We start from the raw sequence: 25,471 nt of genomic DNA, 5'->3' as shown, positions 1-25,471 counted from the left end.
CGGTTGTGACGCTGCTTGCATCGCGGGTCGACAATTGGCATTTCGCCAGCCGATGACATCTTGGAGAAAGCCCCCAAGCGCCAGTCCAAAACATGCCAGCGTCGCATGTCAGCGGTACTGGCGACAAGTCATAGGTTCGGATCGAACCACCTGCTGTTGCGTTTGTTACCCGGCGGTCAGTCGCGGGCCCCTACGGATAGTCGCGGGCCAGCTGTTACGGAGGATGCTGGTATGCGTCAATGGTTTCTGGCCAGCTCGCTGGGTTTGGCCCTCATTGCAGGCGGCAGCACCTTCCTGGTTTCCACTTCTGCTGCCGAAGAGCCGACTTTCTGGCAACGGGTGAAAATCGACTTTCACCGCAACAATGCCTGGCCGGAACCCTTTCAGACCGCAGATCGCGCTGTGACGCGCGAGCCCTTCTGCATCATGGTCAACAACGGCTGGAAGATGCAGAACACGATCGGTACCTACCTCTTCAGCCCCGAAACGCAGGAATTGAACCGGGCCGGCGAGTTGAAGGTGAAATGGGTGATTACTCAGGCCCCGATTCACCGCCGCGCGGTGTTCGTGCTGGTTGGCGAGACCCCCGAAGATACTCGGGTCCGCGTCGAATCGGTCCAACGCTACATTTCTCGCGTCATGCCCGAAGGCCATTTGCCGCCAGTGATGCTGACGCACACCGAGCCCGAAGGTGCTTCCGGCGAGTATCTCAACGCTCTCAACAACGCCGTTAACTCGTCGATTCCCGCCCCACGCCTCCCCGCCGATGCCAGCATCAGCGGCGGTAGTGGCAGCAGCGGCGGCAACTAAGCCAGCCGTATCTTGGAACGAACACCGGGCCGTTCTGGTAAGAACAGCCCGGCACGATCGCGATTGCTGTCACACGGCAATTTGGAAATTTCCGTTATTCGCGTTGCGCGCGAAAAGTTTCCATTATCTCCTAACGACTTTCGCCTCAGGCGATTGCGTCCAAACCACTCGCTCTAAGTCCTTACCGCGAGATGGAAAGTCCGAAAATCGATTTCCGGAATTTCCAAACTGCTGAAACATGACTACTCACTCAGTGCCGACATAAACTCGCAAATCAGGCATTCGCCTAACTCGTCCGCGCTGAGCGACGTGCCGTTCTTCGCCGCTACCTCGTGATCTTGCAATGGCGAAATCTCCGCCATAGAAGTTGGTGAGTAGTACACTAGTAAATTCTGATTTCGCAGTCGTTTCGTGCGCAATTTAATCGCAGTTGCTACCAAGTTGAGAAAGACCGTCCCGCAACCAATTAGACGTTTGACCTGTGACACGTCTGGTCACGGCGCGAAGATAACTGGTATCCGTTTACGCCAGTTCCCGGTAGGTTCTGGCCGCTGGCCGGAACCTGAAGCGGCGAGACACCGAATTTGTAGTTTGCCGGTCGGATGCCGAATGATGGCCCAACTGCCGACCAGGATCACATCCGGCGGATGTGACCTACATGCCAGCGTGAATGCTGGAAGAAAATTCGCGGTACCGATTGGGCCCCTGCCGACCCTCCTCACACGCGGAAATCCCGTTCTCGCTTTGCCCCTCGCTCCAGAAGCGATGCGGAGAGAATAGAATGGAGGAGTCCCGAACAGTTCGTTCTTTGGAAGGTAATGCGCCATGCCGTTGTTCGACTATCAATGCCAGAACTGCCAGACCGAAGTCGAGTTGCTCATTCGTGGCGACGAGAAGCCCGAATGTCCCGAGTGCCACAGCAAGAAAATGGACAAACTGTTGAGCGTCCCAGCGGCTCACGTTGCCCACAGTGGTGGTTTGCCCATGAGTGGCATGGAAGGGGGCTGCGGTAAGCCTCAATGCGGTCAGGGGCGCTGCATGGGCGGCATGTAGGCCTGTCGCCCGACCCGTCAGGCAACGAACAGCGGAAGTGATCAATGAAACTGCTCGTGGATGGCTACAACCTGCTGCATGCCAGCGGTGTCTTCGGCCATCCCAGCGATCCGCCGACCTTCGAAACGGCCCGCCGCGCACTCCTCGACCTGCTGGCACAGCAACTGACCGAAAAAGACCGCAAGCAAACTACGGTCGTCTTCGATGGCAAAGACGCGCCCCCAGGCCTTCCTTCGCAACTATCGTTTGAGCGGATTTCGGTCCTCTTCTCCCGCCGCAAAACGACGGCCGACGAACTAATCGCCGACCTGATCGCGGCCGAAAAGCAGCCCCGTCAATTGCTGGTCATTTCCAGCGATCACGCAGTCCAGCGCGCTGCCCGCCAGCGAGGAGTCGCCCATCAAGACAGCGAACTTTGGATTCGCGACCTCCGTCAGCAAGCGGCTGCTGCCACGTCGACGACCGAGAATCGCGATCATCCCCAATCGGCCGAAGATATCGCCCATTGGGTGAAGGAGTTCGCGCCCCCGCCAGCTGCCAATCGCAATAAACCTCCCGCGGGTAAGTAACGGAGATGGATCACACCATTGTCGTCAGCAAGGTAAGATGCAGGTAGAGAACCCCGCCATCGCAGCACCCTGAGACCCGCCATGAAGCTCGTCCGAGTCGGCGCAGCCATCCTGAACCAAACGCCCCTTGATTGGGATGGGAACAAGCGTCGCATTAGCGGAGCAATTGCCGCAGCGCGCCAGCAAGGGGTGACGATCCTCTGTCTGCCCGAGTTGTGCATCACTGGCTACGGCTGCGAAGACGCGTTTCATGCCGTCGGCACACAACAGTACGCGCTGCAAGTCCTGGGCGAGCTGCTCCCCGAAACGCACGGCATGATCGTCTCGCTTGGTGTGCCACTGTTGTACGGCAGCGGGCTCTATAACACCTGCTGCCTGGCCGCCGACGGCAAACTTCTGGGCTTTGTGGGAAAGCAGAACCTGGCCGGCGAAGGGATTCACTACGAGCCGCGCTGGTTCAAGCCCTGGCCCAGCGACAAGCAAGTGACGACTCACGTGATGGGACGGAATATCCCACTTGGCGATTTGATCTTCGAATGCGGCGGCGTGCGTTTGGGCTTCGAGATTTGCGAAGACGCCTGGGTCGCCGAACGTCCCGGCGGTAATCTTGCCCAGCGGGGCGTCGATTTGATTTTGAACCCCAGCGCCAGCCATTTTGCCTTTGGTAAGCACGAAGTGCGCAAGCGCTTTGTCACCGAAGGTTCGCGAGCTTTCAACGTTGGCTATCTCTACGCCAACTTGCTCGGCAATGAATCGGGTCGCGCGATCTACGACGGCGATGCAATGATCGCTGCTGCGGGGAAGTTGATTGCTACGGGGTCACGCTTTTCGTATGCCGATTGGCAAGTCACGTCCGCCGTGCTCGATGTCGATGCGATTCGAATGAGCCGCGCGCGCCTCGCCAGTTTTCGGCCGGAGATTATGGACGAAGATCGTGGCAGCATTCGTTGCGATTTCTCGTTCCCGACGCTTGAGCCTGAGCGGGCAGCTCCCATGGAAGTGAGTTGGGAATCTTCGCTCCGACTCAAAGAAGAAGAATTCACCCGCGCCGTTTCGCTGGCACTGTTCGACTACCTGCGCAAGAGTCGATCGCGCGGCTTTGTGGTCTCGCTCAGTGGTGGTGCCGATTCGACGGCCGTTTCGTTGCTCGTTGCTTCTTCAGTCGCTCTGGCCATTGCCGATATCGGTCGCGAGGCCTTTCTCCAAAAGTTGAGCTACATCTCCGGCCTGGGCGATGCGAAGGGCACTAGTGACAAGGACACCAAGGGCATCGTTCGCCAACTATTAACGTGCGCGTATCAATCCACGCGCAACAGCGGTCCCGTCACGCGCAACGCCGCCCGCACCGTCGCCGAAGCGCTCGGTGCCGAGTACTTGGAACTCGATGTTGACGCGCTTGTCCAGGGTTATATCAATGTAGTGAGCGGCGAACTGGGCCGCCCGCTCGATTGGCAGACCGACGACATCGCCCTGCAGAATATTCAGGCCCGCGTTCGTTCCCCCAGTGTGTGGATGCTGGCGAATATCAAAGGCGCTCTGCTCCTTTCAACCAGCAATCGCTCGGAAGCGGCCGTCGGTTATGCCACGATGGATGGCGACACGAGTGGCGGGCTCTCACCCATTGCTGGCATCGATAAAAACTTCATTCGTCATTGGCTCCGCTGGTTCGAAAAAGAAGGTCCACTTGGCAACGATTCGTACCTGGGCGGTCCCCTCCCCGCACTGGTCGTTGTCAACGAACAGGCTCCCACGGCCGAGTTGCGCCCCGCTGCTTCCAAGCAGACCGACGAAGACGACCTGATGCCTTATGACTTGCTCGACGCCATCGAGCGGGCAGCCATTCGCGATAAGATGTCCCCCATCGATATCTGGCGGGTGATGCAGGTCGAGTTTCCGCAACACTCTGGTCGCCAATTGGGTGCTTGGGTCGAACGATTCTTTCGGCTTTGGTGCCGGAACCAGTGGAAGCGCGAGCGGTATGCGCCGTCGTTCCATTTGGACGACGAAAACCTCGATCCCAAAACCTGGTGCCGGTTTCCGATTCTCTCGGGCGGTTACGAGCGGGAACTCTCTGAACTGCGCAAATTGATCGATCGGACCAATTCGACGGACGAGTAACTCGCGCCGAGTGGGTTGTCACCAATCCCTGCCAATTGAACCAAATCACCCGGGCGATTAGGCTGGGCTGCAGCAGATTGAACTGTTCGACCAGGCCCGTTCGATGATTTCACGCCGCGATAATTCACTTCAAAGAAGCTCCTCTCAGGCATGATCAAGTTCTTGTGTCCGAACGGTCATCAACTCAGCGCGCCCGATAATCTGGCGGGCAAGGGGGGCAAATGCCCTAAATGTTCGTCTGCCTTCATGGTGCCGACACTCGAAGAACTGGCCGAAGCAGGTGCGACTCCTCCCGATTCGTCAGGGGCCGGAGACAAGCCCGATAGTTCGCCCAGCAACAACGGCGGCAAGTCAGGGATCGCGTCAGGTGAGTCGGGCAAGTCGAATGTTGCGGCAGGTTCCAAGATCGGTATGGGAAGCCAGAAGGGCTCGGCTCCATCGTCCGGCGTGTTTGTTTTTCTCTGTCCCAACGGTCATAAGCTCAACGGTCCGGCAACGCTTAAAGGTAAGGCCGGCCAATGCCCGCATTGCGGCGCGCGGTTCGTCATTCCGGAAGACGACGAAGTGCCGCCCGATGACGAAATTCCGACGGGACAGGCCGAAGACGATGAAGTTCCCTCGGGTGAAGCGGTCGAAGACGACTTGACCCTGGGCGAAGACGAAGATGTGGTGGAAGCCACGGTGGAAGAAGTTGAGCCCGATCCGGAACCGATTCCCCCGGGCGTGCATGCGCTCGGGTATATCGTTGGCCGTCTGTGGGACCATCGGACGGAAACGACGGAACTCGAGATTTTTCTGACCGAAGGAGAGATTCTTTCGCCCGATCACTATGCCGAGATTCTGTCGACCGGTGACTATGGCGTGTTCGCCCTCAAAGATGCCGACGACAACTTCTCGCTCTCGGTCATTCCCTGGTCGGCAATTCGCCGCGTCGATCTCCGCCGCGTTACCAAGCTGAGCAGCGGCACGTTTCGCTAGAGCGGTGCCGGCTGCTTTGCTCGTACTGCGGGCAGAGATTACCAGTTCATTTCGATGCCACCATAGGCGGTAAAGCCAGGCGAATAGGCTGCCACCAGCGGACCAGAGTTGGGCGTAGGCGGACCCGCGAATCGCAAATCGAGGTGTTCGAGATAGTTGCGATCCAACAGGTTGTCGATGCCGCCGACGAAGCGAACTCCTTCGCTGTAGTTGTAATAGCCTTTGATATAGGAGGTGGCGAATCCCGGGGTGCGCGTTTCGACCACGTTCAAGTTGACGGTATCGAACGCGTTCGCTCGAAGTTGTCCCAGGCGGTCCTGGGCAGCCACGAGACGCCAGCCCCATTCCGTGCCCCACACCTGGCCGGCACAGCAATCGGTAAAGCGAATGCCGAGCCGGCTCTCGAGCGGATAAATGCCCGGCAGCGGAGCATTGATCGTCTGGTCCTGGCCCTCGACGTATTGCAACGAAGCAAAGTAGGTCAGCCGATCGGTGGCATTGTAGTCGCCATAGAGCTCGAAACCGTTAAGTGTGGCCAGCGGCGTGTTGGTCGCGAGCAACAGGCGGGCTTGAGTCGGTGGATCGAGGCCAAAATTAATGTACGTGTTGTAGTCGCGGATCCAGCTATAAAAGAAGCTCGCCCGCAGGTGGACGAACTCGTAGTCGGCTCGAATCGCAGTGTCGAACTGAATCGCTTTTTCTTTTTCCAGCGAAGGCGTGCCAATCACGCGGCTGAAGCCGGTCTGCAGCATGCTAATGAACACGCCGTCCGCGTAACGATCACTCAGGTTCGGAGCCCGCTCGGCATAGCCGGCACCAACGCGCACGCTCCACTCTTGCGAGAGATCGATATCTCCCACCAGGTAGCCCGCACCGAGAATGTCGTTTTGGTTGTAGGCGTCGTCACCGGTCACTGCTTCGTTGATCGCGGTGTATCCGACCGGCGGATGTGTGTTCACGTAATCCAACCGTGCACCGGCAGTCGTGCGCATGAACGAGAACCAGGGCATGGCGACTTCGGCAAAGATGCCTGGGTCGGTCATGACGCTGCGCGGCTGCTGCGTAAAGAAGATTTCATCTTCTGGAGCGAGATAGCCGTTCGCGGGATCGCCCGGATTAAATTGATCGGTGATGAAGAAGTCTTCACGCGTCCGCTGGGTGATATACCGGAAGTCGGCACCGTACCGGAATTGCTCGGTCGTATCGTCGCCGTAGGTCTTCACCGTGCGAGCGCCGAAGTTACTTAATTCGCCGTTCACGGTGGCCCGCAAATCGTCGGGCTCAAATTCGTCGGGCGGAACCGCACCGGTCACCGTGTTGAGGGCGTCGGTCACGCGGCCGCGCACGCCCCGCTTGCTCTCGTTCTGATTGTCTCCGGAAAAGCTCGTCTGGTTGTACCAAATCTGGTTCGTCCACACGCTGCAATCGCACGGGTCGATCGTGGTCGTTTTCCAGTTGAGTGCGTTCGTGTTCATCGCGTTAATGTCGAAGAACTGCAACGCGTATTCAGTATCACGAACATCGAGATAGCTGTAGCGAACTTCCGACTTCGTGTTCGGCGACAAATCCCAGCCGAATTGCAGCATCACATTCTGAGCGTGATAGCTCGATGGGATTTTTTGGCCATTACCGGCGGTGTAATCAGCACCGTTGCGCATGCCCCAGTGCAGTAAGTAGCCGTAATCGCTGCCGCCGCCAAAGGCCGTGCCGTTGATACCCGTTTGGCCACCGTTACTGCGAAAGTCCATGCCTAAGCGGCCGTGCGTTTCGGGGCAGTCATAGCGGGGCGTGTCGATCAGATCGATATCGATATAGCTGAAGCCCGGACCAAAGCGGAGGCCATAGGGACCGGGAATGACCGTGATCGACTGAATGAGGGCAGGGTCGATCTTGCTCACCATCGAGTCTAAGTCGAGCCGCACGGGGAGGAAGTTCTGGCCTTCGGCTTGGGCATAGATCTGCCCGTAGCGATAGGCGCGAACGCGTGGATCGTAAGCAATCTGTGAACGGCGCTGCGCACCGACGGTTTGAATGTTTTCCGAGTTCTGGATCAAAGAGCCCACGTCGGTCGCGACGGAGTTTTGCGCTTCGGCCGCGCCGATGGCTTCACCGCCTGGGGCGGCCAATTGTTGCACGAGGTTTTCAATCGCCGTGCTGGGGCCGAAGATGCTGCCGGCCTCTTGAGTCCCCGGATCGAATGGTTGCGTGCTGCTGGGGTCGAATGGCTGGGTGCTGCTCGGATCGAAAGGTTGCGTCGACTCTTCTTGTAAGTTACTGATCAGGCGAACTGGGTCGTGTTGGAACTCAAGTCCGTCACCGAGCAAGAAGATCGCGCGGACATCTTGTGGGTCGGCAGCGTGGGCTGGCACGAGCGACCAACACATGGCGCCGCCCATCAGCGTCGCGCTCAGATATCGGCGAATGTCTAGCCGCATGGAATCCCCCAGTCCCTTGGTTCAACAGAGCAGTCGATCGCAACGGCTGGCCGCACATTCCCTAAACGATTGCCTGGTTTGAACCATGCTATCGTTGTGCTAGCCCCGTTCCCGATGATCGTCAGGTCCACGAATAAGCAATTACCTACTATTCGCGCACCATCTGCTAGAATCATCCTCGGCTGACGATGCCGGCATTCTTTACATTCAGCCTGCCCCGAATAGGTGTATGCAGGCTAGCATTGCCGGCACAAGCAGAAGTGCGGCGGCAGACTTCGCCGGACTGTCAAAGTGCTACAACTCGTCTGCACAGAACAGGTGGTTTGTTCCACCCGCCGCGCGTTATCGTTGCCACGCGCGCACGTCGACCCATTCCATCCCAGCGCGACGGGCCGCTTCAATTCCTAAATCTGAATCCTCATAGACGCGGCAGAATTCTGGCGCCACATTCATTCGTCGCGCAGCTTCCAGAAACACATCGGGCTCGGGCTTGTGCCGCGTCGTGTCTTCGGCAGTGACGATGGTATCGAACCAATCGGCACAACCGGTATGCTCCAGCTGAGCGAGAATGACAGGGCGGATACCGCCACTGGCGACAGCCATCTTCAACTTGCCGCGATGCAGGCGCGCTTCCTCCAGCACCGAAGAGATTGGCTTGAGCTCTGACAGCAGCTGCAAAAACGCCTGCTCTTTTTGATCGGCCACGGCAGCTGCATCGAGCGTCAGGTGACACTCCTCGGCCAACATCTCGATGATTTTCTGGCTGGGCACGCCGCCGAGGGCATAAAAACGGTCTTCGGCGAAGTCGATGCCATGCAATTGCATCGTGGCCCGCCAACTCCGGTAATGAATGGGCATCGAATCGGTCAGAGTACCATCGCAATCAAATATCAAAGCCTGCAGCATGACTCGCTAATCCGTTCTCAAACTTTCGCTTCTTATTCCAGAGGTAAATTTGCCGCCCGTTGCATTTCCGCTATTTGCTGCCGCGCTTCTTACGCAGGATGAAGACCACATCCTGCGTTTCGCGATCGATCTCGATGGGGCTATCGATGCGATAACTGAAGTCGAAAGTCTCAGCGATGTCGAATACCCCGACCGTCTCCAGTAGTTTCTGAATCTGATCGCGGGTGTAAGTTCGAAAGACCAACTCGTCGACGATCTGCCGCCGTTCGGTGGGAGTGTAAATGTCGAGCTTCATCCGGCAGCGCTCAGTTCGCTTGCGTCGATCGAGATCCATTGTCGCCAGGTGCGTGTTGATCGCCAGGTTGCCACGCCGGGCCGACCACGACTCTTCAGTCATCGGCTCGCCAGCGGTGGGTGTCAGGTGCAAACCGAGCACATACAAGCCGCCGGCCTTGAGCGACTCGGCCACGCAGCGCAAGTGCGCCTCGGCTTGCGCTTCGCTGAGCAAATGCCGAAAGCTGTTGATGGTGTTGAAGGCAGCGTCAACTTTCTTCGGCAATTTGAAGTCGCACATGTCGCCGCAAATGACGCTGGCCTCGTAGCCGTGCTTCAGAAGACGCTTGTTGCAAAACTCGACAGCCCGCGGATTCAGATCGAGTCCGCAGACATCCAGGCCCGCATCGGCCAGACGGTACAGCAATCGCCCTGTGCCGCAAGCGGGCTCAAATACGCGTTGCACGTTACCGCCGCCAAAGCGATTAAACACTTGCCGCAGAAAATCGAATTCCGCTTTCCAATCCGAGCCAAAGACCAAATCGTAATAGATCGGGTAGTCGTACAAATTGCCGGAAACCTGCTCCATGACTCGACTGCAATTCCAAGTAAGTGGTGTGTTGCTCGCGCGGCTCGAAACTGCCCGAATTGTAGCAGATTCGCCGCTGCCCATAGGCCGCGCACAGGAAACAACAGCGCGCGGTGAGTGCCTCCGATTAACTCAAATATACCGCCGCAGGTAGTCGCGATGTATTGAATAGATTGAGCGATTTTTGCTTATGATATAACAATCATCTGCTGCGATTGTGCTATGAACTATCTGCGGTTTCGGCCAGTAGAGTTGTCCGCAGCATAAGGTCGAAGAAAAAGAACTCACCAAACACTGCTAGCTATCATTGCGCCGAGCAGACAAAAAAATATGCGGCCATCCTTGCTTGACAACGGCTCATCCGTTCGCACAATGTCGCCTGTTGGATCGATTGCCGAAACAACACGCTCGACATGATGGTGAAGAGGCATCTACGCCTGATAGTTAGTTCTCGCGGAATCCTCCCCTGCTCGTTTGCCTGATCAGCTGGCGAGTCTTATCGGTTGGTATCTGGTTGTTGCGAGTCACTCCTTCACTATCGATCACGTGTTTGTTCGGCCAGCCTGCTGGTGATTGACCGCTTGCGCTTGTGCCCTTTGCAGGGCAGGGAATGCGCGGGCAGCAACGATCGCGAGCTTCTCGTGCTGATGATCCAGCTGCGAATACAAAGCTACTGGGGGCCGGCGACTGAGTGGAGCGACAGTCGGCGACCTGGTCGTGGAACGGAGGCCCCCCCATGGTTTTTGTTTATTTGCACTCACCGTCGACTCGATCTTTGCTTCCGCTAAACTGAGCCCCATGGCCAGCTGCTTGATTGGTTTGGGTTCGAATTTGGGCGACCGCGTTGCCTTGCTGCGCTCGGCCATTGGGCAACTCTCAGCGGTGCCAGAAATTACTGCACTCAGGGTCAGTTCATTTCACGGCACAGCAGCCGCCGGCTGCCCGCAATCGCAGAGTGAATATCTCAATGCTGTGGCCACTTTCGTCACATCGCTTTCACCGCAGCAGTTACTTGCGGAATTACAGCGGATCGAAATTGAACTCGGGCGAGAACGGAGTGAACGCTGGGGGCCGCGCACTATCGATCTTGATCTGCTGCTGTACGATCAGTTGGAAGTAGAGACCACCGCTCTCACATTGCCTCATCCGCGAATGTCATTTCGCCGCTTTGTGCTGGAACCTGCTGCGGAAATCGCCGGCTCGATGGTTCATCCGATTTGTGGCTGGACGATTGAAAAGTTGCTCGCTCATATCAAGCATTCCCCACGGCGAATTGATCTGGCTCCCGCGCAAACGCGTTTTTGCGACGACGATTCCTCGCGTTTGCTGCTCGCAGCGCTTGGCAATCAACCTCACATCATCCGCCAATTCCGCTTGCCCATAGACGCCACAACGAGAGCGGGTGAATCAACAGCTTCTCAATCGCAGCCGCCACAATCGTGGCTGATTACTAATCAATGGGTCGTGCAGGACCTAGGCGAACCGCTCCTGCTCGAACCGCTTGCCAGCAACGAACGGCTCGATTGTTTGCGGCGAATGCGAGAAGGTAAGAATCCCTTTCCTGCTCTGGCGATCGTCTGGCAGCCAGCGCCGACAGCAGTTCTTTTTGCCTTCAACGAATTGCGTCGTTTGCCCGACGCTGGCCCTGTCCTGTGGATTCCCGGCGTGCCGCTCGAACAAGCAGTCCAAGAGGTCTACGCCGCCATGACCGCGATGGGATAAGATAAACGAAGAGCGAGGACAAACTCGGTATACGACCAGTCTCGTACCAGGCACAGGCAGGCAAAGGAATTCACTTGTCAGCAGGCGGAACAACGCGAACACCGCAAGTCATTGAGTCAGCTGCGGCCATGCGCGCCGAGGTTCGCCGTCTGCAGCAAGCGGGCGAGCGCGTGGGAGTTGTTCCCACCATGGGAGCGCTGCACGAAGGACATTTGAGCCTGGTGCACCTGGCGAAGAAGACTTGCACAAAGACGGTGGCGACGATTTTCGTAAATCCCACGCAGTTCGCGCCACACGAGGACTTCAATCGCTATCCACGCACGTTGCCGGAAGATCTCCGCTTGCTAGCGTCTGCGGATTGCGATTATTGCTTCGTGCCGGGCACGGACGAAATGTATCCCGCGGGTTATTCGACCTATGTCGAACCGCCAGCAGTGGGAACTCGATGGGAAGGGGAGTGCCGCCCAGGGCACTTTCGCGGCGTCACGACCATCGTCCTTAAGTTGCTGAACATGATACCCGCCGATGTGGCCTGCTTTGGTCAAAAGGACTATCAGCAGGCTGCCGTAATTCGCGCGATGGCCCGCGATTTGAATCTGTTCAGCCACATTGAAGTCGGCGCAACCATTCGCGAGCCCGACGGACTGGCAATGAGTTCGCGCAATCGGTACCTATCTCCCGCCGAACGCCAGCGGGCACTTTCGCTTTCCCATGGCCTGCGTCAGGCGCGCGAGATGTTTCGCAGCGGCGAGCAGCGAACCGCGGTGATTGCCGCGATGATCGGCGAGACACTAGAGCCGCAGACCGATGCGATTGACTACGTCGCCATTGCCGATGGCGACACGCTGGAGCCTGTGGAACTTATTCAACCCAATACGGTCATCCTGTTGGCCGTGCGCATCGGCAACACTCGGCTGATCGACAATTGTCTCATCACCGAAGCCTGACCCAAACTCGCGAACCAACCTTCGAGCAAATACGCGTGCGTTCTACTCTCCTCTACATTCCGCAATTCATCTCCGGCGATCCATTCGGCCTCCCCATGTTTGGTTGGGGCTGGATGTTGATTGCCTGGCTGTTCGTGGCCGCGGGCTTGATCTACGCCTGGCCGCGCCTGTCCAAAGCCAAGCTCGACCTTACCGGCTTGTTGCCGTACATCGGGCTCGTGGCGCTGGGAGTCGTCTTCGTACTTCCGCGCCTGCTCGTCGAGTATCAAGAGGCTGGCGTCACGAAGATCGGCTTGCCGATTCGCACCTACGGCATGTTCATGGTGGCTGCGGTTATCTCGGGGGTGTTGCTGGCTGCGTATCGCGCACGGCGAATGGGCATCGATCCCGAAGTGATTTACAGCCTGGCGATGCTCATGACCATTTCCGGCATCGTTGGCGCTCGCCTGTTTTTCGTCACGCAATACTGGCATGAGTTTCACGTGGCTGGCGACACCTGGGCGACGCTGAAAAAAGTAATCAACATGCCGCAAGGCGGGCTGGTCGTGTATGGCGCTGTGATTGGCGCTTTTCCAGTTGGTATTTGGTATCTCTGGTCCCGCCGCTTGCCGCCGCTGGTAATTGCCGATATCGTCGCCCCCAGTTTGCTCCTTGGTTTAGCCCTCGGTCGCGTGGGCTGCTTTATGAATGGCTGCTGCTATGGCGGCTTCTGCTCGACGATGCCCCCTGCCGTTACATTTCCTGCGGGGAGCCCGCCTTACGCGCGACAGGAAGATCTCGGTTGGCGCACGGGAATTTGGCTTAAACAGCAAGGTGAAGGGAAAGAAAACGAACCGCCGAAGATTGTCGTCGCATTCGTCGCGCCGGACAGTGTCGCCGCTATGCAGCAGGTAAGAGCCGGAGACGAGATCAAGAAGATCAATGGCAAACAGGTCTCGTCACTGACCGATGCCCAGCAGCAATTGGCCGGCAGTTCGGGCAATGTCGAACTCGAACTAAACGGTGATCGTTTGATTCGCTGGACCAACGCGCCGTCTCCGCAGCGGAGCGCTCCGGTGCATCCTGCTCAGCTATATGCTGCCATCGACGCGGGCTTGCTCGCGCTGCTCCTCTGGGTCTTTTATCCGTTTCGCCGTCACGATGGCGAAGTGGCTGCCATCATGATGATCGTGCATCCTCTCTCGCGCATTTTGCTCGAAATCATCCGCGTCGACGAAGGTGGGCAGTTCGGTACGTCCCTCACCATTTCGCAGTGGGTCAGCATTGGGCTGCTCCTGATCGGCGTCGCGCTGCTCGCCTACATCGAAACCCAACCGCGCGGCAGTTTAGTTCCCGCCAAAGCCTAGTGAGCCAGGCTTCCAGCCTGGCTGCTCCTTCATGCCGCAATTTGTTCTCCTTCGTCACACGCTCCCTGCCGACTCACCCCGGGCCAGCCATTACGATTTGATGCTCGAAAGTGGTGAATCCCTGCTGACGTGGGCGATAGAAGCTCTGCCCACCGCAGGTTCGATTGTTGCCGAAGAGTTGCCACCGCATCGACTGGTGTATCTCGACTACGAAGGGGCTGTTTCAAACAACCGGGGCTCGGTCGCACGCGTGGATCGTGGCGAACTCGTGTGGCTACAGCAGACGAGCGATGAATACTGCGCCCGCTTGCAGGGCGAACAACTGCGCGGCGAATTTCGGCTGCGACGAACGTCAGCTCAGTTCTGGGAATTGTCGTTTCCAGGCGAGTCGTGAGGCGGAACTGGTCGCGGGCGTTTTACCGGTGCCGTGTCTTCTGCGGTTCCCGTGGCGATCAACTTTCCCGGGGATAGTTCCAGCGAGCGAATGACAATCGAACGTTTGTCGTCGGGCTCGGCGAGGGGGAGCGAAATCAGGGCCAGCGGATCGCCGTCGACCTCTTGCCAACGGACGAAGATGCCGCGCTCGGCTGCTGCGGCAGTAATTTGTTCCAGGTACTGGCCGAGTGGAATCGGCACTTTGCCGGCAGCCACTTGATGCACGCGGACCGCGACTACGTTCGTCTCGTTGGTCAAGAATGCTTCCAGTTCAATCGAAACGACCGTCTCAATTCCCACTGCCTGATATTTGCAAGCGGCCAGTAGTCGCCCTTGCTCGATGGCGACGCGCGGATCGCTAATGCCGGGGGGAATAGCTTCGCCGAATTTTTCCGGCAGCACCGTCGCCAGCCAACCGTTGATTTCATCGGCCGCGAGTTCGACTTGCCAGTCGCCGGTTCGTTGAATCTGATTCTGCAATTCGAGCGCTTCGGTCTCGAACTGTTCGCCGGCTTGCACTTGCTCGCGAGGAGATGCGGCGATTGCCTGGCGATAGAACTGCGGAACCTGCTGCACTTGATAAGTGAAGAAGCCGAAGCCGCCCGCCACCAACAACACTGCCAGCAGCGCAATCCAGAGCAGGCGAGTCCGAACGCGGCTCATGCGTCACCGTTGCAAGGTTTGCGATGGTAACGCGGCAGTTCGCCACGATTCCACATCGGCCAGCACGGTGCGAGCGGCCGCAGCCGGATCATTGGCCACTGCTTCAAAGGGGCGAATGTTCGGCTGCCGCGGCGAGACTTGCATCTGCACCGAGAAGCGATATTGGCGGCCGGGATCGAGCTCTTCGAGCACCACATATTGCGCGCCGAGTTCTTCGAGTCGTTGCCGAACTTGCTGCACATAAGCCAGCGGTTCGGGAGTGACCGGCGAGCCGCCCGCCATTTCTGTCGGCCGTGCCGGCAGGCGACCAGCAAAGGTCGGGGGCGCGTTGAAGAGAGGAGGTGCCGTAACGACGGCGTCCAACCCTTCGTTTCGCTCGCGCGCTCGTTCAGGCTCGGCCTGAATAAGCGATTCATCAAACCGCGCCGGAGAAACCCCATCGATTTGAATTGGCTCCTGCGTGCGCTGCGGCATGGTACTGACGATTAAATCGGGCACGCTCTTTTTCGCCGTGCCATAAATGGCCGCGTCGAAATTCTTCGAAACATAAGGCACCGCCAACACGGGCAAGCCGATTAAAAACGCGACGAGCACGATCGAGCGGACACTCGGCGAGGGGACCCATTGCATGTGCCTGCCATCCTTTGCCAAATTTGCGAGGCATTCCTTTGCCACCCACGAATCTTAACGAAAAACGCCCGCCCCACCTAGCCGAACTTTGGTTTGTCGCTATCGCCCTGGTGGTAGCAGCGGTGCAGTTGCAAATCCGGCAAATCGATCTTGACGGGTGATTGGCAGCTCCCTAATTTCCCCGCCGTATGTCACGTCGCATCACCATTTTGATGTGGCTCGTTCTGCCCGCGCTCGCGTTGGGACAGGAACTGGCCAATCTCTCGCCGCAGGCCGGGTTGCTGGTGCTGCGCAATGGTCAGGTGATGCGCGGCGAAATCACGCGCGTGGGTGACCACTACATTGTGACGATCGGCGTTGGGGGCGAAGTGAAAATTGCCGCCAGCGAAGTCGAAGTCGAATCCCCCGATTTAGAAGCTGCCTACGATTGGAAACTGCGTCGTCTTTCGGGCGATGGTGCCAAGCCTCATCTCGACCTGGCGGAATGGTGCCTGCGACATCACTTGCATCGCCGCTGCGCCGAACAACTTTCGCTAGCGCTTGCGAATGATCCCAAAAATCCTCGCATCGAACAAATTGACCGGCGACTGCAGTCGGCCCTCAATGCCCCGGCCCCACCCAAGCCCACTGCCTCGAGTGCTGCCATGGTTGGCCCCGAGCAACTCGATACGATGCTGCGCGAACTTCCCAAGGGAACCTTGGAGCGCTTCACCACCATTGTTCAACCCATGCTCAATAACCGCTGCGCCACCAATCAGTGCCACGGTGGCACGTCGACGAATGAGTTTCGCCTGCTAAGACCTCCAGCAGGGATTGGTTCCCCGCAGCGCTTCACCCATCGCAATCTGCACGCCGTGTTGCAATTCGTCAATCGCGACGACCCCGCCAACAGCCTCATTCTGACTAAGCCCCAGGAACCACACGGCGGAGCCAGCGACGCGGTCTTCGATCTGAAAAGTAAGAGCCAACTCCACGAGCTCACCGTCTGGGTCGAACAACTGGCCCATCGTAAAGAGCAACTGGTGTTGCCATCCACCATCGATGCCCGCTCAGCTCAACTATCCACACCCCTGCGCGCGGTGCCCGGCAACGAAGCAGGTGCCACGGCAGCAACTGGCAACTTGCCCGCTGATCAATCGGCCGATGCCAAGCTGGCCGGGAATCATTTGCAAAAGCCCACTCTGCCCGCCTCGACTTCGAGTCCGGACAACGATCGCTGGCAGCCCCGCGATCCGTTTGATCCGGAAATCTTCAATCGCCGCCGTGCCGCCAAACAGTTGCGGTAAGTGCTCGGTCGATTCAGGCATTTATCTTTCGGCCGGCAAGTGAAAATCGCCTTGCCACCAGGCCGCATAAAAATCCCGATTGCTGGCCAGCAAGTCTGGCAGCGCTAGGGCTTCGTCGCTCGTCAGCCAGCGATACGATTCCACTTCCAGCGGATTTGGCGTGATGGCTTGATCGGGCAGCATCTCCACCAGCCACCAGGCCAGGCGGACATTGGTAATCGTCAGGCTTTGCCACAACCGCCGCTGCGGCGTGATGCGGGCCCCCAACTCTTCCCAAAACTCACGCACGACCGCTTCTTCTTCGGACTCGCCCGCTTCAATGCTGCCACCGGGGAAACAGAACTTGCCGGGCGAGCGAACGGTTTGCGACCGGCGAATGACCAGAAAACTTGCCTGCGACGACCCGGGCTTCAAGACCACCGCCACCACGCCGAGTCTGACTTGGGCCATGCCAATTCACGCTGCCAAAAGTTCCTGGTAATTAGTGCGACCTCCAGGTCGCCTCACTCGACTCTAGCCGATTTAATCCCCACAGAATACCGCCCGGGTTTATCAACACCCCCCTTTTGCGAGACTCACCTTTAAGCCTTTTCACAGCAACAAATTGCGACCAACTTTCCAATTCAAGAATCATCGTGTTTGTTGATAAACCCCCTTGCTGCTGAACCAGCGTGGCATAATTCGCTACGCTGGTTAACCCGCCTCAGCAACGCCCAGAAACGGTTCCTCGCTTCGCGCGAACAGTTCCCGCCACGCACTGCACAGTCCTTCCACCAGATTGCCAAAACAGTCTATTGTATTATAACGAATTGGTTAGTAGTTGTCAATTATGTGTCGCCGAGTTGGTTGTGGTCGTATTGGTTTCCAGATTTCAAACTAACCCACCACCTAAATTCGCGTTTCTCAAGGCCGCGTCAACTCCTCGTGGTATAATTGAGCGTGATACTCACGGGACGAGGGAAACAAGCCATGCGCGGTCGATTGCTCGAATGTTCTTTCCTCTGGTTTGCGTTGGCCGCCACGTGCTCGGCAGCTGACATTTATGTCGACAACGTGACGGGTGACGATCGTCGCAACGGCCGTGCGACGACCTCGATTGGTGTCGGCAATGGTCCGGTTCGCACGATTGCGAAAGCTCTGCGGCTGGCCAACAAGGGTGATCGGGTCATTCTGGCGAATAACGCGGAACCTTACCGCGAGAGCGTGGCGATCAGCGGCGGCTATCACTCGGGCCTCGCAACTTACCCCTTCGAACTGATCGGCAACGGCGCCACGATCGACGGCAGTCTGTCCCTTGCCACCGCGGAGTGGGAATTTGTGACGGGCGAGATTTTTCGCGTTCGTCCGCCCCGCGGCTCCTTTCAACGCCTGTTCATCGACAACGTGCCGGCGGAATTTGTCCAGCCGACGGGCGATGCCCGACCGGTGCTGAATCCCAAGCAATGGACGCTCCTCTCGGGTTGGATTTATTTCTGCGTCGAAAAAGATAAGCTTCCCTCAAGCTACGACCTCTCCTGCTGCGGGTTGCAGACGGGCATTACCCTTTATCAAGTTCAGGACGTCGTGATTACCGACTTGACCGTGCGCGGCTTTCAGCTCGACGGGGTGAACGCGGCCGACAATGCTCGCCAGGCGAAGTTGCTGGGAGTCATCAGCATCGACAATGGGCGGAGCGGGTTCACGGTTGGTGGGGCGTCGCGAGTCACACTCGACCAATGCGATGCCGCGGGTAACGGCAATTCACAACTGCGAGCAGAAGGTTACTCGCAAACACGCGTGCGCGACTGCGACTTCGACGATAAATCGGCACCCGCGCTCGTCAGCGATGGCGGACGTGTCTTCCGCGTCGAATAGTTACGCCAGCTTGTGAACCCAGATCGCCCGCCGTTCCCACACTCGAAAACCAGCTGCCACATAGTGTCGCAGGGCCGGCGCATTATCGGCATCGACCGACAAAATCATATGCTGAGCGCCAGTCTCGCGCGCGACGCGCAGGCCATGTTGCACCAGGTGCAAGCCCCAACCGCGGCCGCGCACAGCAGGCACAAGCGCCATGTAAATCAACTCGGTCTGCGGCATTTCGGCATGTTCGGCAAGCAACAAGCAGCCTACGTCCTCGCCTTGATGCCGCACGATAAACCACCAATCGCTCCGCGGGCGGCCGATATCTCGATAACCTTTGAGTACGTCACTGGTCGGGCGCAAGCCATCCACGGCCGGACAGTCGAGCGTGCCGATATAGGTCTGGTCCAGCAGTGGTCCCCAGCGCGCGAAGTCATCCGGATCGTGAGCAATCAATTGAAAACCCGAGTCCGCTTCGGCCAGCTCATTCTCAGCAACTTCATCCTCAGCCAGCGGCGCGGTCAAATCCGCGGCCAGATAAAGCAAATCTCCCACCAAATAATAACCGCTGGCTTGAAACTGCCCGGCAGCTTCATCCGACCGCTGCTTGGTGAGCGCTTGGGCAAGCAGAGTTCCGTCGGCCCGCAGTGCCTGGTTCATCCCCTGCAAAAGTGCCCCAGCGATGGCACCCGGCTCAATGGCGTTGTCAGTGATTCGCGGCTGCATGACCACCGCCGCTCGCCCCGGCAGACACTCGGCCAGAACTGCACCCACGAGCGCATCGTCCTGATGAGCGGCGACCAGTTTGAAACGCGGCGGCTGATGATCGACCGTTCGCAGCACGATGGCCACTTGAGCTGCCCGCTCTGCTTCATGCCAGGCTGCTGCAGCCAATTGCAAGGCAGCGCTTGGTTCACCACGTTCGTGCCACAAAGGCTCAGCATTAATCACGGGCAGTTTCATTTGGTCCGAGCATAGCGGATAATCACCCTAAATCGAACGGCAGCAGCCTGCCCCGGCTGCAAACCCCGGTTTCTTCCAATAATGTCCCGTTTTCGCACACAAACGCTAAGCAGGAGTTTTGTCATGCGCTCGTTTACGACGGGCTTGATTGCCCTGATGTCAATTCTGATGCTGCACTCCGCAGCGTCGGCCCAACTGCTCAAACGGCTTGAACAGCGGCTGGGTGATGCCGTGAATAAGCTGGCTCCGCCTACCGATGGCGCCCCCACACCGGCCGCTTCGCCTGGCTATTTGGGGCTGACCGCCGACGAAACCGATGGCTTGCAGGGCGTGATCGTTTTGGGTGTAAAGGCTGCCAGCCCAGCGGAAGCTGCCGGGCTGAAGAAGGACGATTTGATCTCGGCGATCAACGGCAGCGAGGTCAAAAACCTCGACGACTTTCAGCGCGCTCTCGATCAAGTCGGAGCCGGTCAGCGAGCCCAATTCACCCTGCAGCGCGGGCGTGAAGCACTCACCTTGAACGCTACCTTAGTCGCTCGCCAAACTCCCCCGGTCAATCGCCTGGGAGCTGAAGATCCAGGTCCAGCACCGGGTGGAGAAGATCCGCTCGAACTCCCTGCTGGCACTCCCCGCGGCCTGGGCGATTCAGTCCTGCGACCTGCGGACGACGGGGGCGAACGCGCTTCTTTGGGTGTCTCGGTCGTGCCAGTGACGGAGCAAACTCGCGCGGCGAATGGCTTGCAGTCGACACGGGGAGCGCTGGTCGCTGCGGTTCGTCCCGGTGGTCCCGCCGATCGGGCCGGCATTCCCGTCGGCTCGGTAATCGTGGCCATCGATGGGCAACGAGTGAATGCGGCCGAGGATCTCGTCGGCGTCATTGCCGTTTCGCGTCCCGGGCAGGAAGTGGAGCTGAGCTACTATCGCGGTGCCACGCTCACGCGCAAAACCGTTCGCCTCTCGCCGACGGTGCTCGATGCTCGGGCGATGCCGGCCGCACCTGGCCCAGCTGTCTCTAGTCCGCCGGCCATCGGTGGGATTCTCGGTGGCGCTGCCGGAGATCGCCCGCTCGTCCGTCGTGTGGGAGAAGTCCTCGATAACTTTGCCCGCCCAGCAGGCGGCCCTCCCGCGGGACAAATGGAAGATATCGCAACACTCAAGAGCCAGATTGAACTGCTGCAGGCCACGGTTCGTTCGCTGGAGGATCGACTCCTCAAGCTCGAAAGCAAATCTGCACCGGCTGTCGAAGCCGCCCCAGATTTGCCGCGCGATGCAATCCGCGGCCCGGAGCTCCCCCTGGTTCCGCCAGCCCTTCCCGCTTTGCCAACCCCGCCAGCACTCCCCTAGTTGCGGTTCAGCCACCAATCGTCAAACCGCCACAGGGGAGCAGGATGCACATCCTGCTCCCCTGTTTGTTCGTCACCGACCGTCCAGTTTGCTAGAACACCATGATGCAATTTTCACATCAAGCAGTTCGCTCGCGTACATCATTGGCCTTATTGGCTACCCTTCTGCTGGTCGCAACTGGCACTAGCTTCGGGCAAGAGAAAAAGCCAGCTAAACCCAAGTTGAGCCCCGAAGAAGCGCGGGCTGCGCGCGAAAAAGCTCGCTATCCACTGCCGTATCCGCCCAAGTTGGCCGATGGCAAGTTGGTGGTCAGCGAACAAACCGTCGACTTCTTAAAGCCCGGTGAAAACCTGCGGGCTGAGGTGGGCATTGCCAAGTCTCCGCCCCGTGTCGACTTCGCTTTTTTCCCCGAGCAAAACTATCCGGGCAATCCGTGGTCGAATCGATCGGACGGCTTCGTGCTCGGCGACAAGTACTACACGTCCGACAACGATCATCTCGCGCCGCGAGGGACCGCCCATCTGTGGGAATATGATGCCGCCAAGCAACAGTTCCGGCTGCTGTGCGACACCAGCAAGTTCCTGGAATCGAAGAATGTCTTTCCGCCGGAGATGAATTATCGTCCCGGTGAAATGCAGAGCCGCATCGACATGGGTAACGACGGCTGGCTGTACTATGCGACCGATCGTGGCTCGCCGACAGTGACTCACGATAAGAATGGTTACCTTGGGGAATGGATCCTGCGCACAAACCCCGCCACGCTCGAAACACAGATCGTCAAGCAGTTCCCGATTCCCAAGCACACGTTGCCCGCCAGCGTGCTCGACCCGAAGCGAATGATCTATTACGGCGGCACAGCACCGGGCAAAGATGCGGCGAATCAGAACGTGCAGTTCTTCGCGCTCGATGTCCGGAGCGGCAAGTTGCTCAAGGTGGCCGATCACGGTCCGACGCGCGTTCTGATCTTTTCGACTTCGACGGGCCGCGTCTATTGGGAAGGGAGCATGTACGATCCCGAGACCAACGAAATCACAAAAATGGAGATCCCGCACGTCCGCAGTGCCTCGGCCGAAACGCCGCAAGGGCTGGTCTATTGCACTTCTGGCACCAAGGCCGATCTCTGGTCGCTGAATGTAAAGACGAATGAAGTCAAGCAACTTGGCAACGTTGGGGTCGGCACGCAGGAGTATATTTCGTCGATCGAGGCCGATCCCACGGGGCGTTACCTCTACTACGTCCCCGGCGCACATGGTGGCGCGACCAAAGACGGTACACCAATCGTGCAGTACGACACTGCGACCAACCGGCGGAAAGTGCTCGGCTTTTTGCACGCCACGTTTTGGGAAAAACATGGCTATGCGCTCGATGGCTCGTTTAGTTCGGCCCTGGATGAAAAGGGAGAACGCCTCTTCATTTGTTGGGATGGTTGGCGCAAAGGCCAGCCCCGCGGCTGGGAAACTGCTGCACTCACGGTCTTTCACATTCCGGCCAGTGAGCGTGTAATCGGCAGTCCGTAGTTTTCGCTAACTCGGATTCATGCCTGGCAAGCTGGCCCGCAACACTTGCCAGGCCTCGCGCGCCGCGCGAATCTGGTGCAAGCGAATCACCTGCACTCCTTGCAGGGCCAGAGCGAGCGCTCCGCCCAGGGAACCGGCATCGCGATTGGCACTCTTATCGCCGAGGACCTGTCCAATGAAACCTTTGCGCGAATGCCCCACCAGCAGCGGGCAGCCCAACGCGTGAAACGTCGCAGAGTGGGCCATGAGCTGCAGGTTATGTTCATGCGTCTTGCCGAAGCCAATGCCAGGGTCGAGGCAGATGCGCGCGGGAAGCAGGCCCGCAGCAAGGAGAGCGTCGCGCCGCTGCTCGAGATAGGCAGACACCTCGGCCACGACATTGCCGTACGCGGGCTGGTCCTGCATTGTCTGCGGAGTCCCTTGCATGTGCATCGCGCACACCCCGACCTGCGTCGCGCGGGCCAGTTCGATCATGGCCGGGTTGGCGAATCCCGTGATGTCGTTCATGATCTCTGCGCCGGCGCTCACAGCTGCTGCTGCGACGGCAGGCTTGGAAGTATCAATGGAAATGAGCGCGGTCGGATGACGCTGGCGAATCGCTTCGATCACCGGCAGCACTCGGCGCAGTTCTTCCGTTTCGCTCACCGGCTCCGAGTATGGTCGGGTGCTTTCGCCGCCGATATCGAGAATATCGGCACCCTGGCTCAGCAAGTGTTCGGCCTGTTCGATGGCTGCCGCAGGGTTGAAATACTGACCGCCGTCCGAAAAACTATCGGGCGTAACGTTGACGATTGCCATCCAAGCTGGGCCCGCGACGAATGTCAGTTCGCGGGTTCGCAGTTGCCACACTTGGCTCCGTATCGCCGGCCAGCGCGGAGGCTGAAACGGAGTTGGTGAGCGGTTGGTCATGGCAGGATTCGATTCTTCAGTGCTGGCAACTTGCGGCGAATGTCAGTCAGAAGTTCGCCCGAGAGATCGGCAAGCACAACTTCCGCCCGCTCGCCGCTGGCTTCGGTCAGCACCTTGCCCCAGGGATCAACGATCAGCGAACGCCCATAGCTCACGCTGCCGGGGGCATGTTCGCCCACCTGGTTGGCGGCAATGACATAGCACTGATTCTCGACCGCGCGAGTTCGCACCAGCAACTCCCAGTGATCGCGCCCAGTCCGCTGCGTGAACGCGGCGGGAATGCACAGCAACTCAACACCTTGACTCGCCTGTTCGCGATACAACTCGGGAAAACGCAAGTCGTAACAAATGGAGATGCCCAGCTTGGCGAAGTCCGTTTCCAGGCAAGTGATCTCTGTGCCCGGCAGCAGATTGTCTGACTCACACACGCGCAGCTCAGCGCCGAGATCGACGTTGAACAAGTGCATCTTGCGATACGTCGCTAAGACGTTACCACTCGGGTCGATCGTCAAGCTGGTGTTGTAAGCACGGTTTTCACCGGCGGCCACTTCGGCAAAACTGCCACCAACAAGGTACACCGCCAACTCGCGCGCCAACGCAGAGAGTAGCTGTGCGGTTGGGCCCTCAAGGGGCTCTGCTTTGGCCGCCGCCTGCCGCAGGTCGCCGTACAGATTGAATAGCTCGGGCAGGACAATCAGTTCTGCCCCGCCAGCCGTGGCGTGCCTGATTAGCCGCTCCGCTTCGGCCAGATTCTTCGCCTTGTCGAGCGAAGAATTCATTTGCACGGCAGCAACGCGAAGCTTGGTCTTCATGGTGGACTTTCAGTTCGGGAGGACGAGGCTCCTGCCGAGCCGCTAAAGCTCAACCATTACTCCGAGGCAATGTTCATATATACCTTGAGTGCGGCCTTCTCGTTCGTTAGCAGCTTCATCATCTCTTCGTAGCGATCGAGACCTTCGACCGGATTGGTCAGAATCTGCTGCACGATGCCAGGGTACATCATTTCGCCGAGGGCTAGATCGCGAATGCCCGACTCGAAATGCTCGCGATTCGCATTCACGCTGCCGAGGAGCAGCTTGTTGCCGAGCACCCATTCGAGATTGATTTTGTCCGAGGGGACTTCAATCTTGCGATCGGCACCTGTGATGCTCGTCCACACCAGCACCCCGTTGAGGCCGAGGCAACGCATGCCGTCGAACGCCATCTGGCTGCTGCCGGTAGCGTCGATGATCAGGTCTGGTTTGCCGACGCTTTTTACCAGTTGATCGATGCTCGTCTCGGCAGTGCTGACATAGGTCGAGCCGAGACCTTCGACAATTTTGCTATTGAGCGTGCCGGCCTTCGAGCGGGCGAGTGAGAAGACTTGCAACCCGCGCAGCTTGAGGATTAGCGCCGACAACAGGCCGATCTGACCGACACCAAACACAAAGGCCGTCTTCGGGCTCCAGACTCGCATCCGGCGTTGCACTTCGTACGCTTGTTGCACGGCCTTCGCGGCGCAGCTCATCGGCTCCATCAGCACATGCAGGTGCTTCAGACCCTTGGGGACCTTCACGATGTAATCTTCGTGATCGACGAAGTACTCGGTGAGATAGCCGTGCAGCAGGTTGATGCCGCGCTCGTAGTAGGTTTCTTCGCTGGTCATGTCGTAGGTGCCGATCATGTCGTAGATCGACTTACCGGGACGACGCACGGTCGCGGTGACATAATCCCCCACCTGCACGCGGCGAACCTTCTTGCCGACCGCTTCGACAATGCCGAACGACTCGTGCCCAAGGACCATGTGTTTGTCGCCGGGCGGGGCCTGGCCGTAGAGCGCGTCGTTGATTTCGCGATCGGTCGCGTCGACTCCCACCTTCAGCACTCGCACCAGCACGCCCATTTCATTGGGAATGTCGGTGACCGCCGGCTTAGCGATTTCTTCCAAGTGAACGCTATCTTTTTTGCCCGGATAAACGGCAATGGCTTTCATATCTGCGGCCCAAACGTGTGTTGCGAAGAGTGCGGCGAGAAAGCCCGGAAGTTTAGCGAAAAAGCCCACTGTTGACGAGGCCAGCACCAGGGCTTGGCAAGCGGGACGCCTCTGCCGGGCAAATGGTAGTTGACGATTGACCACTACTCCTTCGGGGTTGATAA

At 58.5% G+C, this 25,471-nt stretch carries 23 protein-coding genes; 13 read left to right on the top strand and 10 right to left on the bottom strand.

Features of this window, described 5'->3' with window-relative positions:
* The first annotated feature begins 231 nt into the window (after positions 1 to 231).
* The 5 genes from ETAA8_RS23635 (at position 232) to ETAA8_RS23615 (ending at position 5,528) form a co-directional block, all read left to right on the top strand.
* On the top strand, positions 232 to 810 hold the full coding sequence (locus ETAA8_RS23635) for a hypothetical protein (protein WP_145094260.1): 579 nt from the start codon (positions 232 to 234) through the stop codon (positions 808 to 810).
* Between the two features lie 825 nt (positions 811 to 1,635).
* Positions 1,636 to 1,863, top strand: a complete 228-nt coding sequence (locus tag ETAA8_RS23630) for an FmdB family zinc ribbon protein (RefSeq protein WP_145094257.1) — start codon at positions 1,636 to 1,638, stop codon at positions 1,861 to 1,863.
* A gap of 44 nt (positions 1,864 to 1,907) precedes the next feature.
* Positions 1,908 to 2,432, top strand: coding sequence for an NYN domain-containing protein (locus ETAA8_RS23625; protein ID WP_145094254.1), 525 nt, complete (start codon positions 1,908 to 1,910; stop codon positions 2,430 to 2,432).
* 81 nt (positions 2,433 to 2,513) lie between these two features.
* Positions 2,514 to 4,550, top strand: a complete 2,037-nt coding sequence (nadE, locus tag ETAA8_RS23620) for an NAD(+) synthase (RefSeq protein WP_145094251.1) — start codon at positions 2,514 to 2,516, stop codon at positions 4,548 to 4,550.
* Positions 4,551 to 4,700: 150 nt separating this feature from the next.
* Positions 4,701 to 5,528: a hypothetical protein gene (locus ETAA8_RS23615; protein WP_145094248.1), complete on the top strand. Its 828-nt coding sequence runs from the start codon at positions 4,701 to 4,703 to the stop codon at positions 5,526 to 5,528.
* A gap of 38 nt (positions 5,529 to 5,566) precedes the next feature.
* On the opposite strand, the gene ETAA8_RS23610 is transcribed toward ETAA8_RS23615, so the two are convergent.
* The 3 genes from ETAA8_RS23610 to ETAA8_RS23600 form a co-directional block, all read right to left on the bottom strand.
* Positions 5,567 to 7,963, bottom strand: coding sequence for a TonB-dependent receptor (locus ETAA8_RS23610; protein WP_145094245.1), 2,397 nt, complete (start codon positions 7,961 to 7,963; stop codon positions 5,567 to 5,569).
* A 342-nt stretch (positions 7,964 to 8,305) separates the two neighbouring features.
* Positions 8,306 to 8,869, bottom strand: coding sequence for an HAD family hydrolase (locus tag ETAA8_RS23605; RefSeq protein ID WP_145094242.1), 564 nt, complete (start codon positions 8,867 to 8,869; stop codon positions 8,306 to 8,308).
* A 70-nt stretch (positions 8,870 to 8,939) separates the two neighbouring features.
* Positions 8,940 to 9,731 (bottom strand): class I SAM-dependent methyltransferase, encoded by a 792-nt coding sequence (locus ETAA8_RS23600; protein WP_145094239.1) that lies wholly within the window; start codon positions 9,729 to 9,731, stop codon positions 8,940 to 8,942.
* 798 nt (positions 9,732 to 10,529) lie between these two features.
* Here ETAA8_RS23600 and folK point away from each other — a divergent pair.
* The 4 genes from folK to ETAA8_RS23580 all read left to right on the top strand — a co-directional run bounded on the left by folK (position 10,530) and on the right by ETAA8_RS23580 (position 14,140).
* The gene (folK, locus tag ETAA8_RS23595) at positions 10,530 to 11,453 is read left to right on the top strand and encodes a 2-amino-4-hydroxy-6-hydroxymethyldihydropteridine diphosphokinase (protein ID WP_145094236.1); all 924 of its coding nucleotides are present in this window, start codon (positions 10,530 to 10,532) and stop codon (positions 11,451 to 11,453) included.
* A gap of 74 nt (positions 11,454 to 11,527) precedes the next feature.
* Entirely contained in the window at positions 11,528 to 12,400 is an 873-nt protein-coding gene (gene panC, locus ETAA8_RS23590; protein ID WP_315851577.1) for a pantoate--beta-alanine ligase, read from the top strand.
* A gap of 35 nt (positions 12,401 to 12,435) precedes the next feature.
* A complete protein-coding gene (locus ETAA8_RS23585) occupies positions 12,436 to 13,746 on the top strand; it encodes a prolipoprotein diacylglyceryl transferase family protein (protein ID WP_145094230.1) in 1,311 nt (436 codons plus the stop codon).
* 31 nt (positions 13,747 to 13,777) lie between these two features.
* Positions 13,778 to 14,140 carry a DNA polymerase ligase N-terminal domain-containing protein gene (locus ETAA8_RS23580; RefSeq protein ID WP_145094228.1) on the top strand — a complete coding sequence of 121 codons (363 nt, stop codon included), beginning with the start codon at positions 13,778 to 13,780 and terminating at the stop codon, positions 14,138 to 14,140.
* Here the strand turns inward: ETAA8_RS23580 and ETAA8_RS23575 are convergent.
* Both ETAA8_RS23575 and ETAA8_RS23570 read right to left on the bottom strand, forming a co-directional pair.
* Positions 14,104 to 14,844: a hypothetical protein gene (locus tag ETAA8_RS23575; RefSeq protein ID WP_145094225.1), complete on the bottom strand. Its 741-nt coding sequence runs from the start codon at positions 14,842 to 14,844 to the stop codon at positions 14,104 to 14,106. The two genes, ETAA8_RS23580 and ETAA8_RS23575, sit on opposite strands and share 37 nt — an antisense overlap.
* 3 nt (positions 14,845 to 14,847) lie before the next feature.
* Positions 14,848 to 15,474, bottom strand: a complete 627-nt coding sequence (locus ETAA8_RS23570) for a hypothetical protein (RefSeq protein ID WP_145094222.1) — start codon at positions 15,472 to 15,474, stop codon at positions 14,848 to 14,850.
* 188 nt (positions 15,475 to 15,662) lie between these two features.
* Here ETAA8_RS23570 and ETAA8_RS23565 point away from each other — a divergent pair, with 188 nt between their 5' ends.
* Complete coding sequence (locus tag ETAA8_RS23565; RefSeq protein WP_145094219.1) at positions 15,663 to 16,760, top strand: hypothetical protein; 1,098 nt, start codon at positions 15,663 to 15,665, stop codon at positions 16,758 to 16,760.
* Between the two features lie 21 nt (positions 16,761 to 16,781).
* On the opposite strand, the gene ETAA8_RS23560 is transcribed toward ETAA8_RS23565, so the two are convergent.
* Positions 16,782 to 17,210: an NUDIX domain-containing protein gene (locus tag ETAA8_RS23560; RefSeq protein ID WP_145094216.1), complete on the bottom strand. Its 429-nt coding sequence runs from the start codon at positions 17,208 to 17,210 to the stop codon at positions 16,782 to 16,784.
* Positions 17,211 to 17,729: 519 nt separating this feature from the next.
* Here ETAA8_RS23560 and ETAA8_RS23555 point away from each other — a divergent pair.
* The gene (locus ETAA8_RS23555; RefSeq protein WP_145094214.1) at positions 17,730 to 18,614 is read left to right on the top strand and encodes a right-handed parallel beta-helix repeat-containing protein; all 885 of its coding nucleotides are present in this window, start codon (positions 17,730 to 17,732) and stop codon (positions 18,612 to 18,614) included.
* Here the strand turns inward: ETAA8_RS23555 and ETAA8_RS23550 are convergent, their stop codons facing one another.
* Positions 18,615 to 19,565, bottom strand: coding sequence for a GNAT family N-acetyltransferase (locus ETAA8_RS23550; RefSeq protein WP_145094211.1), 951 nt, complete (start codon positions 19,563 to 19,565; stop codon positions 18,615 to 18,617).
* A 123-nt stretch (positions 19,566 to 19,688) separates the two neighbouring features.
* Here ETAA8_RS23550 and ETAA8_RS23545 point away from each other — a divergent pair, with 123 nt between their 5' ends.
* Together ETAA8_RS23545 and ETAA8_RS23540 are read left to right on the top strand one after the other, a co-directional pair.
* The gene (locus tag ETAA8_RS23545; protein ID WP_202921230.1) at positions 19,689 to 20,909 is read left to right on the top strand and encodes a PDZ domain-containing protein; all 1,221 of its coding nucleotides are present in this window, start codon (positions 19,689 to 19,691) and stop codon (positions 20,907 to 20,909) included.
* A 152-nt stretch (positions 20,910 to 21,061) separates the two neighbouring features.
* On the top strand, positions 21,062 to 22,426 hold the full coding sequence (locus ETAA8_RS23540; RefSeq protein WP_145094205.1) for a YncE family protein: 1,365 nt from the start codon (positions 21,062 to 21,064) through the stop codon (positions 22,424 to 22,426).
* 6 nt (positions 22,427 to 22,432) lie between these two features.
* Here ETAA8_RS23540 and folP read toward each other — a convergent pair whose 3' ends face one another.
* Genes folP through ETAA8_RS23525 form a run of 3 tightly spaced genes read right to left on the bottom strand, consistent with a single transcriptional unit; the run spans position 22,433 to position 25,451 of the window.
* Positions 22,433 to 23,335: a dihydropteroate synthase gene (folP, locus tag ETAA8_RS23535; RefSeq protein ID WP_202921229.1), complete on the bottom strand. Its 903-nt coding sequence runs from the start codon at positions 23,333 to 23,335 to the stop codon at positions 22,433 to 22,435.
* Entirely contained in the window at positions 23,332 to 24,147 is an 816-nt protein-coding gene (locus ETAA8_RS23530; protein WP_145094202.1) for a carbon-nitrogen hydrolase family protein, read from the bottom strand. Before ETAA8_RS23530 ends, folP begins: the two co-directional genes overlap by 4 nt.
* 56 nt (positions 24,148 to 24,203) lie before the next feature.
* Positions 24,204 to 25,451, bottom strand: a complete 1,248-nt coding sequence (locus ETAA8_RS23525; RefSeq protein ID WP_238397547.1) for a glucose 1-dehydrogenase — start codon at positions 25,449 to 25,451, stop codon at positions 24,204 to 24,206.
* Positions 25,452 to 25,471: the final 20 nt, after the last annotated feature.

The sequence above is a fragment of the Anatilimnocola aggregata genome (assembly GCF_007747655.1).
Taxonomy (GTDB): Bacteria; Planctomycetota; Planctomycetia; order Pirellulales; family Pirellulaceae; genus Anatilimnocola; species Anatilimnocola aggregata.
This window is presented reverse-complemented; position numbering and strand designations above follow the sequence as displayed.